Genomic DNA, 12,793 nt, shown 5'->3' with positions numbered 1-12,793 from the left:
AACCGGGCGGGTGCTGTTTGTACGCCATGAGGCTGGGACATCCTTCTGTCCCTCCCTCCAACTTGACGTACGGCCAGGGGAAACGGTTGCCCATCATTCCCTTACGAGTGAGTCTCGGCCGGGTCTCGATCGGGTACCCCACCGCTCCGCTGCCACTCCCCCCCCGGCCCGGCCGAAACGACACGGGAGCTACTCCCCCGAGAGCGACTCACCGCGGATGACGGCGAGCACCCCGTCCAGCTCGTCGGCCTTCACGAGTACGTCCCGCGCCTTCGAACCCTCGCTGGGCCCGACGATGTTCCGGGACTCCATCAGGTCCATCAGTCGGCCGGCCTTCGCGAAGCCGACGCGCAGCTTCCGCTGGAGCATCGACGTGGAGCCGAACTGGGTGGAGACGACCAGTTCGGCGGCCTGGCAGAGCAGATCGAGGTCGTCGCCGATGTCCTCGTCGATCTCCTTCTTCTGTCGGGTGCCGACGGTGACGTCCTCCCGGAAGACCGGCGTCATCTGGTCCTTGCAGTGCTGCACGACGGCCGCGACCTCGTGCTCGGTGACGAAGGCACCCTGCATGCGGACGGGCTTGTTGGCACCCATCGGCAGGAACAGACCGTCACCCTTTCCGATGAGCTTCTCGGCGCCGGGCTGGTCGAGGATGACCCGGCTGTCGGCGAGCGAGGAGGTCGCGAAGGCGAGCCGGGACGGCACGTTCGCCTTGATGAGGCCGGTGACGACGTCCACGGACGGCCGCTGGGTGGCGAGCACGAGGTGGATGCCTGCGGCGCGCGCGAGCTGCGTGATGCGCACGATCGAGTCCTCGACGTCCCGGGGCGCCACCATCATCAGGTCGGCGAGCTCGTCGACGATGACGAGCAGGTACGGGTACGGGTTGAGCTCCCGTTCACTGCCCTCGGGCAGCTTGATCTTGCCGTCCCGGATCGCCTGGTTGAAGTCGTCGATGTGCCGGTAGCCGAAGGCGGCCAGGTCGTCGTAGCGGAGGTCCATCTCCTTCACCACCCACTGGAGGGCCTCGGCGGCCCGCTTGGGGTTGGTGATGATCGGAGTGATCAGGTGCGGGATGCCCTCGTACGCGGTGAGCTCGACCCGCTTGGGGTCGACCAGGACCATCCGGACGTCCTCCGGGGTCGCTCTTATCATGATCGAGGTGATCAGGCAGTTGATGCACGAGGACTTGCCGGAGCCGGTGGCGCCGGCCACCAGGACGTGCGGCATCTTCGCCAGGTTGGCCATCTCGTAGCCGCCCTCGACGTTCTTGCCGAGCGCCACCAGCATCGGGTGGTCGTCCTCGGCGGCCGCGGCGAGCCGCAGCACGTCGCCGAGGTTGACCATCTCCCGGTCGCTGTTGGGGATCTCGATGCCGACCGCGGACTTTCCGGGGATCGGCGAGATGATCCGTACGTCGGGGGACGCGACGGCATACGCGATGTTCTTGGTCAGGGCCGTGATCTTCTCGACCTTCACGGCGGGGCCGAGCTCGACCTCGTACCGCGTGACCGTCGGCCCGCGCGTGAAGCCGGTGACGGCCGCGTCGACCTTGAACTCGGTGAAGACGTTGGTGAGCGCGTCCACCACGGCGTCGTTGGCGGCGCTGCGCGTCTTGCCGGGCCCGCCCCGCTCCAGGAGGTCGAGCGACGGCAGGGAGTAGGTGATGTCGCCGGACAGCTGGAGCTGCTCGGCCCGCGGCGGCAGATCGGTCGGCTCGGGCGCGGGCCTTGTCAGATCCGGTACGGCTCCGCCGGGCCGCTGCTCCCCTCCACGGGCCGGCGGCACGGGAGCGGCCACGGCCCCGGTTTCCGCCCCCTCGGCAGCACCCCCCGCGGCGGCGGCCACGGCCGCCTTGCGCTCCCCGGTGACGTCCTTGGTCAGGTCGGCGACGATCGGGGACGGCGGCATGCCGTTGAGCACCGCGCCGTCGAGCGCGGCGGCGGCCGCCGCCGCGACGTCCACCGGGTCGAGCCCGGAGTCGAAGGCGGGCCGTTCGGCGGGGCGGCGCGCCGCACGGCCGCGCCGCTCCAGCATCTCCGCCTCGGCGCGGTCCACGTCGTACGGCTCCGCCGGGCCTGAGCCCCGGCGCCGGACGGGCCGGGGCGCCGGCCGGGCCTCCCGCCACTCCTCGTCGTACCGGTCGTGGTCCTCCTCGTGCGCCTCGGCCGGGTCGTACGCGGGCTCGACGATGCCGAGCCTGGCACCGAGGGCGCGCAGCCGCTGCGGGATCGCGTTGACGGGGGTGGCGGTGACGACGAGCAGCCCGAAGACGGTGAGCAGCACCAGCATCGGTACGGCGAGGACCTCGCCCATCATGAAGACGAGCGGCTGGGACGCGGCCCAGCCGATGAGACCGCCGGCGTCCTGCATGGCCGCGCTGCCGTCGCCGCGCCCCGGCGAACCGCAGGCGATGTGGACCTGGCCGAGGACGCCGATGACGAGCGCGGAGAGACCGATGCTGATCCGGCCGTTGGCCTCGGGCTTCTCCGGATAGAGGATCAGGCGGACGCCGATCGCGCCCAGGAGCAGCGGCACGAGCAGATCGAGCCGGCCGAACGAGCCGGTCACCAGCATCTCCACGAGGTCCCCGACGGGGCCGCGGAGGTTGGACCAGGTGCCCGCGGCGACGATCAGCGCGAGGCCGAGGAGGAGCAGCGCGAGCCCGTCCTTGCGGTGGGCCGGGTCGAGGCCCTTGGCGCCACGCCCTATCCCCCGGAACATCGCGCCCACCGCGTGCGCGAGGCCGAGCCAGGCGCCGCGGGCGAGCCGGTAGACACCGCCGGTGGGAGAGGGCGCGGGCCGGGGTGCCGGCTTCTTCGCCGCCGGCTTCCGCGCGGGCGCGCGCTTGGCGGGCGCGGCCTTCTTGGCCGGTGCCTTCTTCGCGGGCGGTTTGGCGGGGGACTTCGCGGGGGCCGCTTTCTTCGCGGCGCCCGTCGTACGGCCGGCGCGCGGCTTTGCGGTGCCCGCCGTGGACTGGGAACCCTTGCCGGACGTACGTGAAGCCATGATGCCGAGGTTACCGGTGTGGGCACCGGTGTGGGGAGCGGCTGTCCCCCTCACCCGTTCGTGTCGCCCCGGCGACGGCACGGGGCTGACGCCGCCTCACACCGGTTCGGGCCGGGCCCGCCGCCCCACTGACGGTATGTCAGCCCTGGGCCGGCAGCGTCGGCGCGGCGCCGGTTCCCGGCTCGAGCGCGTCCAGGGCCCGGCGAAGGCCGGTGAGCTTGCGCTCCAGATGCGCGGCGGTGGCGACGGCCGCCGCGTCGGCGGAATCGTCGTCGAGCTGCTTCGACAGCGCCTCCGCCTGCTCCTCGACGGCCGCGAGCCGGGCCGAGAGCTCGGCGAGGAGTCCGGCGGACTCCTTGCCGTGGCCGCCCTCGCCGCCCTCCAACTGCAGCCGCAGCAGAGCGGCCTGCTCGCGCAGCTTGCAGTTCTTCATGTACAGCTCGACGAAGACCGAGACCTTGGCGCGCAGCACCCACGGGTCGAACGGCTTCGAGATGTAGTCGACCGCGCCGGCCGCGTATCCCCGGAAGGTGTGGTGGGGGCCGTGGTTGATGGCGGTGAGGAAGATGATCGGAATGTCCCGGGTCCGCTCCCGCCGCTTGATGTGCGCGGCGGTCTCGAAACCGTCCATCCCCGGCATCTGGACGTCGAGCAGGATGACCGCGAAGTCGTCCGTCAACAGCGCCTTGAGCGCTTCCTCCCCTGACGATGCCCGCACCAGCGTCTGATCGAGCGCGGAGAGAATGGCCTCCAGCGCCAGCAGATTCTCCGGCCGGTCATCGACCAGGAGGATCTTGGCCTTCTGCACCATGCCCCGTCCTCCTCGTCCCGGCAACGGCTCTGCCCGGTTCCCGGAACCGGGAGAAGCACCGGGCGCCGCCCCAGAAGACGACTCCCTAACGCCGTCCGTCCTTGTGCCGGTCATCGTAGCCGCACCCCGCCCGTCGCCACACCCTGTCACCGCGATGTCACTGTGCACATACCTGAAACGCGGTGGGAGACCAGAAGGTTCCCCGTATCCCGCCCTCTCACACCCGTGTGGCGACAGTCCGTCAGCGAAGGCGCCGGGGCCCGCGCGGCGCTCCGCGCGAGCCTCCGGCGCGGAGTCACGCCCCCCGCATCCACTGCTCCATCACCGACAACAGGTGATCGGGGTCGACCGGCTTGGTCACATAGTCCGAGGCACCCGACTCGATCGCCTTCTCCCGGTCGCCCTTCATCGCCTTCGCCGTCAGCGCGATGATCGGCAGACCCGCGAACTGGGGCATGCGCCGGATCGCGTTCGTCGTCGCGTATCCGTCCATCTCGGGCATCATGATGTCCATCAGGACGATCGTCACATCGTCGTGCTGCTCCAGGACCTCGATGCCCTCCCGCCCGTTCTCCGCGTAGAGCACCGCGAGCCCGTGCTGCTCCAGGACGCTGGTGAGCGCGAAGACGTTGCGGATGTCGTCGTCGACGATGAGCACCTTCTCGCCGGAGAAGCCGAAGGTACGGCGCGGCTCGGCGTCGAGCTCCGGCTCCACCCGGCCCGTCCCGGCCTCCGTGCCGGACTGCCCTGGCACCGCCGTCCGCATCCCGGTCGCCTCCGCCGCCGCCTTCCGCCGGTGCCGGAACAGCGCCCCGGCCCCGGACCGCGCCTCCGTCCGTACGGGCGACGGCGGGAAGTGCGGGAAGGCGTGGACGGCCCCGGCCGTGCCCTCCTCCGCGCCCTGCTGCGGATCGTCCGTGTCCTGCGCCCCCTGCCCGTATCCCGGCGGCAGCTCCGTCGGGCTCAGGGGCAGATACAGCGTGAACGTCGACCCGCGGCCCGGCTCGCTCGCCGCGAAGATCTCGCCGCCGAGCAGCCGCGCGATCTCCCGGCTGATCGAGAGCCCCAGACCCGTACCGCCGTACTTCCGGCTGGTCGTGCCGTCGGCCTGCTTGAACGCCTCGAAGATGACCCGCATCTTGCTCGCCGCGATCCCAATGCCGGTGTCGGTGACCGAGAACGCGATGAGGTCGGCCTCCGGGTCACGCAGCGAACCGGCCTCAAGGAGCTGCTCGCGGATCGACTGCGGCACATCCGCGCCGGCCGGCCTGATCACCAGCTCCACCGCGCCCGAGTCGGTGAACTTCACCGCGTTGGAGAGCAGGTTGCGAAGGACCTGGAGCAGCCGCTGCTCGTCGGTGTGGAGCGTGGCCGGCAGCTCGGGCGAGACCCGCACCGAGAAGTCGAGCCCCTTCTCCGCCGTGAGCGGCCGGAAGGTCGCCTCCACGTAGTCGACGAGCTGGACGAGCGCGATCCGGGTCGGCGAGACGTCCATCTTGCCCGCCTCGACCTTGGACAGGTCGAGGATGTCGTTGATCAGCTGGAGCAGGTCGGAGCCGGCTCCGTGAATGGTCTCGGCGAACTCGACCTGCTTCGGCGTCAGATTCGTCTCGGCGTTGTCCGCGAGCAACTTGGCGAGGATGAGCAGCGAGTTGAGCGGGGTGCGCAGCTCGTGCGACATGTTGGCGAGGAACTCGGACTTGTAGCGCATGGAGACGGCGAGCTGCTCGGCCCGCTCCTCCAGTACCTGCCGGGCCTCCTCGATCTCGGTGTTCTTCACCTCGATGTCGCGGTTCTGCCGGGCGAGCAGCTCGGCCTTCTCCTCCAGCTCCAGGTTGGAGCCCTGGAGCTCCTTCTGCCGGTGCTCCAGCTCGGCCGAACGCTCCTTGAGCTGCTCGGTGAGCTCCTGCGACTGCTGGAGCAGCACCTCGGTCTTGGTGTTGACGCTGATGGTGTTGACCGTGGTGGCGATCAGCTCGGCGATCTGGTTGAGGAAGTCCCGCTGGATCTGCGTGAACGGCTGGAACGAGGCCAGCTCGATCACTCCGAGGACCTTGCCCTCGAAGAGCACGGGCAGCACGATCACATGCGCGGGCGAGGCCTCCCCGAGGCCCGAGGAGATCTTCAGATAGCCCGGCGGCACATTGACCTGGATGGTCCGCTTCTCCTCCGCGGCCGTCCCGATGAGCGTCTCCCCGGGCCGGAACGAGGTCGGCATGGAACCGGTCGAGTATCCGTAACTCCCGCGCATCCGCAGCTCGTACGAGCCGTCGCCCTCGCCGACGAGTTCGGCGTCGCCGTGGCCGGAGCCCGTCGGCACGGCGACGAAGAAGGCGCCGTGCTGGGCCGAGACCACCGGCGTCAGCTCGCTCATGATGAGCGAGGCCACGTCGTCGAGGTCCCGGCGGCCCTGCATGAGACCGGAGATGCGGGCCAGGTTGCTCTTGAGCCAGTCCTGCTCGTCGTTGGCGAGGGTGGTGTCGCGCAGGTTGGAGATCATCGTGTTGATGTTGTCCTGGAGCGCCTGGATCTCGCCGGCCGCGTCCACACCGTCGATCTTGACGTTGAGGTCGCCGCGGGTCACCGCGGTGGCGACGGCCGCGATGGCCCGCACCTGCCGGGTGAGGTTCCCGGCCATCTCGTTCACGGACTCGGTGAGATCGCTCCAGGTGCCCTCCACGTCCCGCACGCGGGCCTGGCCGCCGAGCTGCCCGTCGGTGCCCACCTCACGGGCCACGCGGGTGACCTCCTCGGCGAAGTTCGACAGCTGGTCGACCATCGTGTTGATGGTGTTCTTCAGCTCCTGGATCTCACCGCGCGCGTCGATGTCGATCTTCTTGGTGAGATCGCCCTTGGCGATGGCGGTGGTGACGGCGGCGATCTGCCGCACCTGACCGGTGAGGTTGTCGGCCATCGAGTTCACCGACTCGGTCAGGTCCTTCCAGGTACCGGAGACCCCCGGCACCCGCGCCTGACCGCCCAGTTCGCCCTCGGTGCCCACCTCACGGGCCACGCGCGTGACCTCGTCCGCGAACGACGACAGGGTCGTCACCATGGTGTTGACGGTCTCGGCGAGCTCGGCGACCTCGCCGCGCGCCTCGACCGTCACCTTCTTCGTCAGGTCGCCGTTGGCGACGGCCGCCGAGACCCGGGAGATGTTCCGCACCTGACTGGTCAGGTTGTTGGCCATCAGGTTGACGTTGTCGCTGAGGTCCTTCCAGGTGCCGGTGACTCCACGCACCCGCGCCTGGCCGCCGAGGATGCCCTCGGTACCCACCTCGCGGGCCACGCGCGTGACCTCGTCCGCGAAGTTCGACAGCTGGTCGACCATCGTGTTGACCGTCGTCACCAGCTCCAGGATCTCGCCCCGGGCGTCGACGGTGATCTTCTTCGACAGGTCGCCCTTGGCGACGGCCGTCGTCACCTCGGCGATGTTCCGCACCTGGATGGTGAGGTTGTTCGCCATGAAGTTCACCGACTGGGTGAGGTCCTTCCAGGTGCCCGAGACGCCCTGCACCTCGGCCTGACCGCCCAGGATGCCCTCGGTACCCACCTCGCGGGCCACCCGGGTCACCTGCTCAGCGAAGTTCGAGAGCTGGTCCACCATCGTGTTGAGGGTGTTCTTCAGCTCCAGGATCTCGCCGCGCGCGTCCACGTCGATCTTCTGCGACAGGTCACCCCGGGCGACGGCCGTGGCGACCTGCGCGATGTTACGGACCTGGGTGGTCAGGTTCCCGGCCATGCCGTTCACCGAGTCCGTCAGGTCGCGCCACACACCGGCCACGCCGGGCACCTGCGCCTGACCGCCGAGCCGCCCGTCCGTGCCCACCTCACGGGCCACCCGGGTCACCTGGTCCGCGAAGGCGGAGAGCTGGTCGACCATCGTGTTGATGGTGTTCTTCAGCTCCAGGATCTCGCCCCGCGCGTCCACGTCGATCTTCTGGGACAGATCACCCCGGGCCACCGCCGTCGTCACCTGCGCGATCTGCCGCACCTGTGAGGTCAGGTTGCCGGCCATGAAGTTCACCGAGTCGGTGAGTTCACGCCAGCGCCCGGAGACGCCGTCCACCCGCGCCTGACCGCCCAGGCGGCCCTCGGTGCCCACGTCCCGCGCCATCCGGGTCACCTGGTCCGCGAACGACGACAGCTGGGACACCATCGTGTTGACGGTGTTCTTCAGCTCCAGCATCTCGCCGGCCACGTCGACCGTGACCTTCTGCGACAGGTCACCGTTGGCCACCGCCGTCGTCACCTGCGCGATGTCCCGCACCTGACCGGTCAGGTTGCGGAAGGCCGTGTTCACCGAGTCGGTGAGGTCCTTCCACGTCCCCGCCGCGCCCGGCACCTCGGCCTGGCCGCCGAGCAGACCCTCGACGCCGACCTCCCGGGCCACCCGGGTCACCTCGGAACCGAAGGCCGAGAGCTGGTCGACCATCGTGTTGACGGTGTTCTTCAGCTCCAGCATCTCGCCGGCCACGTCCACCGTGACCTTCTGCGACAGGTCACCGTTGGCCACCGCCGTCGTCACCTGCGCGATGTCCCGCACCTGCGTGGTGATGTTCCGGAAGACCGTGTTCACCGAGTCGGTGAGGTCCTTCCACGTCCCCGCCGCCCCCGGCACCTGCGCCTGACCGCCGAGCAGACCCTCCGCACCGACCTCGCCGGACACCCGGGTCACCTCGTCGGCGAACGTCCGCAGCGTCTTCGTCATCTGGTTGATGGTGTCCGCCAGCTGCGCGATCTCACCGCGCGCCGACACCCGCACCTTCTGCGACAGGTCGCCGTTGGCGACCGCCGTCGTCACCTCCGCGATGCCCCGCACCTGGTTGGTCAGGTTGCCGGCCATCGTGTTGACGGAGTCCGTGAGGTCCTTCCACACACCGGCGACCCCGGCCACCTCGGCCTGACCGCCGAGCTCGCCCTCCGTACCCACCTCGCGGGCGACGCGGGTCACCTCGGAGGAGAACGACGACAGCTGGTCCACCATCCGGTTGACGGTGTTCTTCAGCTCCAGCATCTCGCCGGCCACGTTCGCCGTGACCTTCTGTGACAGATCGCCGTCCGCGACCGCCGTCGTCACCAGGGCGATGTCCCGCACCTGCGCCGTCAGCCGGTTCGCCATCGTGTTGACCGAGTCCGTGAGGTCCTTCCACGAACCGGACACCCCACGCACCTGCGCCTGCCCGCCCAGCTTGCCGTCCGTACCCACCTCGACGGCGACGCGGGTCACCTCGGAGGCGAACACCGACAGCTGGTCGACCAGGTTGTTGGCGGTACGCGCGACCTTCAGGAACTCCCCCCGCAGCGGCCGGACCGCCCCGTCGGCACCCTCCGAACGCAGGTCCATCCGCTGCTCGAGATCACCCTCGGCCACCGCCGAGAGCACCCGGCCCACCTCGGACACCGGCCGGGCCAGATCGTCGACGAGCGCGTTCGCGGCCTCGATCGCCGCCGCCCACGCCCCCTCACTGGCCCCCGCCTCCAGACGCTCGGACAGCTTGCCCTCGCGTCCCACCACCCGGCGGACCCGCGACAGCTCTCCCGTCACATGCATCTGCCGGTCCGCGACCTCGTTGAACACGGCGGAGATCTCCGCCATGACCCCGTCGCCGGACACCGTGAGCCGCCTGCGGAGGTTTCCGTCGCGCATGGACACCAGTGCGGCCAGCAACCGCTCAAGCGCCGCCGCGTCCACCTGCACCGTCCCCCCACGGGAACGCCCGCCCCTCGCGCGCGTGCCACTGCCTCCGCCGCGTCGCGCCGCCGTGCCAGGTTCCACCGTGTCCCTCCCGAAAGGGGTCGACCGTACCGCTCCGGCTCTCACCGGTAGCCTGCCCAGTGTTTCACCGCCACCGAACCAGGCGATAACAGTTCGGCAGCTTCGCTCAGCGTCCCTACCCCCGGGGGACGGAATCACCGCGACCGGCATCCACCCGGACAGTGAAGGTAAGTAACCTGGCATCCGGCTGTCCAACCGCCCCGATCCGCCCGGCGGGGGCGGCGTGGTGCGCGTACGACCACCGGGCAGCGGGAGGGGACTGACCGAGCATGGCAGAACCGGGCGTCGAGACGCGTACGAGGAGTGCTGTGATCACCGCGCGGGCGACTGCAAGCTTCGAGCCCGTCGGGCGGTCCGTCGCGGCCGCCCGCGCCTTCGTACGGGACACCCTCCAGGGCTGGGGCCACCCCGAACTCGTCGACGACGCCGTCGTCCTCACCAGCGAGCTCGTCACCAACGCCGTCATCCACGCCGGCACCTCCGCCGAGGTCCTCTGCCTCCGCGCGGACGACAGCATCCGCGTCGAGGTCGCCGACCGCTATCCCGAGCGGGAGATCCCGGTCCAGAGCGGCCGCACCCTCGGCAGCCCCGACCGCGAGAACGGCCGGGGCCTGCTGCTCTGCGCCGCCCTCGCCCACCGCTGGGGCGTCGACTACTCCCCCACCCGCAAGCACGTCTGGTTCCACCTCGACCTCCCCCGGCGCCCGGTCGGCACCCGCTCCGCGGGCCCCGTCCTGCCCGACGCGCTCCTCCCGGTCACCGACAGCCGCGTCCGCGTCGCCGTCGCCCAGATCGACCGCGACGGAGCCATCAGCGCCTGGAACGAGGACGCCGAGGAACTCTTCGGTTACGCCTCCGAGCAGGTCACCGGGAAACCCCTCGGCGACCTCGCCGCCTGGCCCCACACCCCCGGCATCGGCACCGGCCTCGCCGAGGCCCTCCGCCTCTCCCGCTGGGAGGGCAGCTACGGCATCCGCTGCGCCGACGGCCGCGTCATCCCGGTCTACGCCTCGCACCTCCGGGTCCGCGACGCCCAGGGCGAGCCCTCCACCGTCTGCCTCCTGGTGCGCGAGCACGAGCGTTCCGTCCTCCAGACCCCCCAGCGCCCCACCGCCGAGCCGGGAGCCGAGAGCCGCGCGGCCGACCCCTTCGAGGTCTTCATCGGCTCCCCCGCCCCCGACGACCTCGACGGCCTGCTCCAGCGCACGGTCGAACGCGCCCGCGACATGCTGGACGGCGACGCCGCCTTCCTCCTCCTCGCCACCGACGACGAGACGGAACTGGAGGTACGGGCGACCACCGGCCTCCCGGCCGCCCGCCAGCGTTTCGCCCGCGTCCCGGTGGAGACCGGCGCCAGCCGCTACGGCTCCGCCCGCATGCCCGCCGTCCACGAGGACCTGGCCGCGGTCCCCGGCGCCGTCCCGCTCCTCGAAGGCACCGGCATGCGCTCGGTGGTCACCGTCCCGCTCAAGGTCGAGGGCCGGCTCACCGGCTCACTCGGCGTGGCCGCGGAGGGCGCGAACCGCTACTCCAACGAGGAGGCCCTCCGCCTCCAGTTCGCGGCCGACCGCATCGCCCTGGCCGTCGAGTCCGCCCGCCTCGGCGAGCTGGAGCGACTGCGCCGCGGCTCCCTCAGCTTCCTCGTCGAGGCCTCCGACCTCCTGGCCGGCACCCTCGACCGCGACCAGACGCTGGCCCTGATGGCCCAGATGACGGTCCCGACCCTCGCGACCTGGTGCGCGGTCTACACGATCGCCGACCAGACCTCCGACCCGTACCTCTCGTACGTCCTGCACGAGGACGAGGACCGCATCGACGGCCTCAAGGACCTGCTCTCCACGATCGCCCCGCCCGACCCGGTGCCGACCCCCGGCGCCCGCGTCTGGACCGCCCCGGGCGAGGCCGCCCACCGGGCTGCGCTGACGGCCTCGGTCCGCGCCCTCGACCATCCGATGAGCCCGCTCTCCTCCGGCATCGACACCACCCTGGCCACCGCGAGCACGGTCGCAGGCGAGACGGTCGTCCTGCCCCTGGTCGCCCGCAATCGGGTCATCGGCATGCTGACGCTCGGCAGGCCCTCGGACGACCACTTCCGCCAGGAGATCCTGGAGCTCGCCGAGGACCTCTCACGCCGTGCCGCCCTCGCCCTGGACAACGCGCGCCTGTACTCGGAGCGCATGGCGATCAGCCAGTCCCTCCAGCGCAGCCTCCTCCCGCCGGGCCTCCCCGAGATCCCGGGCGTCGAGGTCGACGTGATCTACCGCGCGGCCGGCGAGGGCAACGAGGTCGGAGGCGACTTCTACGACCTCTTCCCGATCAGCGACGGCGCCTACGGCTTCGCCATCGGCGACGTCTGCGGTACGGGCCCCGAGGCCGCGGCCGTCACCGGCCTCGCCCGCCACGCCCTGCGCCTCCTGGCCCGCGAGGGCTTCGGCGGCCCGGCCGTCCTGGAGCGCCTCAACGCGGCGATCCTCGACGAGGGCGCCCGCAGCCGCTTCCTGACCCTCCTCTACGGCGAGATGCGTCCTCAGGAGGACGGCTCCGCGATCCTCAAGGTCGTCTGCGCCGGCCATCCCCTCCCGCTCCGCCTCCGCCCTGACGGCACGGTCGAGCCGTCGGCGGAGCCCCAGCCGCTCCTCGGCGTGATGGAGGACCTGGAGCTGTACGAACAGACCATCACGCTCGACCCGGGCGACGTCCTCCTCTGCGTCACGGACGGCGTGACGGAACGCCGCGAGGGCACCCGGATGCTCGGCGACGACGGCCTCGCGGAGGTCCTCAAGACCTGCACGGGCCTGACGGCCGGCGCCGTCGCCTCCCGCGTCCTCCGCGCGGTGGAGCGCTTCGCCCAGGCCCCGGCCTCCGACGACATGGCCATCCTGGCGATGCGCCTGAGGGAGCCGGACGACCGCTGAGGCCGCTGTGGGTGATCCCCTTGCGGGGATCACCCACAAGCAGCGCATCTCTCCATGTCGGGAAACGCAAAAAGGCCCCCGCCACAAGGCGGGGGCCTTCTTACTCTGAGCCCTTTAACGGAATCGAACCGTTGACCTTCTCCTTACCATGGAGACGCTCTACCGACTGAGCTAAAAGGGCGGGTGTTCGGCGGTGTCCTACTCTCCCACAGGGTCCCCCCTGCAGTACCATCGGCGCTGAAAGGCTTAGCTTCCGGGTTCGGAATGTAACCGGGCGTT

At 70.7% G+C, this 12,793-nt stretch carries 4 protein-coding genes, 1 tRNA gene and 1 rRNA gene; 1 reads left to right on the top strand and 5 read right to left on the bottom strand.

Annotated elements, in window-relative coordinates; genetic code table 11:
* Positions 1-189 precede the first annotated feature (189 nt).
* The 3 genes from ACZ4VK_RS27265 to ACZ4VK_RS27255 form a co-directional block, all read right to left on the bottom strand.
* Positions 190-3,009 carry a DNA translocase FtsK gene (locus tag ACZ4VK_RS27265; protein ID WP_468357289.1) on the bottom strand — a complete coding sequence of 940 codons (2,820 nt, stop codon included), beginning with the start codon at positions 3,007-3,009 and terminating at the stop codon, positions 190-192.
* Between the two features lie 139 nt (positions 3,010-3,148).
* The gene (locus tag ACZ4VK_RS27260) at positions 3,149-3,820 is read right to left on the bottom strand and encodes a response regulator (protein WP_030694290.1); all 672 of its coding nucleotides are present in this window, start codon (positions 3,818-3,820) and stop codon (positions 3,149-3,151) included.
* Between the two features lie 295 nt (positions 3,821-4,115).
* The gene (locus ACZ4VK_RS27255) at positions 4,116-9,599 is read right to left on the bottom strand and encodes a HAMP domain-containing protein (RefSeq protein ID WP_468357285.1); all 5,484 of its coding nucleotides are present in this window, start codon (positions 9,597-9,599) and stop codon (positions 4,116-4,118) included.
* 269 nt (positions 9,600-9,868) lie between these two features.
* Here ACZ4VK_RS27255 and ACZ4VK_RS27250 point away from each other — a divergent pair, with 269 nt between their 5' ends.
* On the top strand, positions 9,869-12,514 hold the full coding sequence (locus tag ACZ4VK_RS27250; RefSeq protein ID WP_468357282.1) for a SpoIIE family protein phosphatase: 2,646 nt from the start codon (positions 9,869-9,871) through the stop codon (positions 12,512-12,514).
* Positions 12,515-12,622: 108 nt separating this feature from the next.
* Here ACZ4VK_RS27250 and ACZ4VK_RS27245 read toward each other — a convergent pair.
* Positions 12,623-12,695, bottom strand: a tRNA-Thr gene (locus ACZ4VK_RS27245).
* A gap of 4 nt (positions 12,696-12,699) precedes the next feature.
* A 5S ribosomal RNA gene (gene rrf, locus ACZ4VK_RS27240) occupies positions 12,700-12,793 on the bottom strand; the annotation flags it as partial.

The organism is Streptomyces sp. NPDC028711 (genome assembly GCF_055565415.1).
This window is presented reverse-complemented; position numbering and strand designations above follow the sequence as displayed.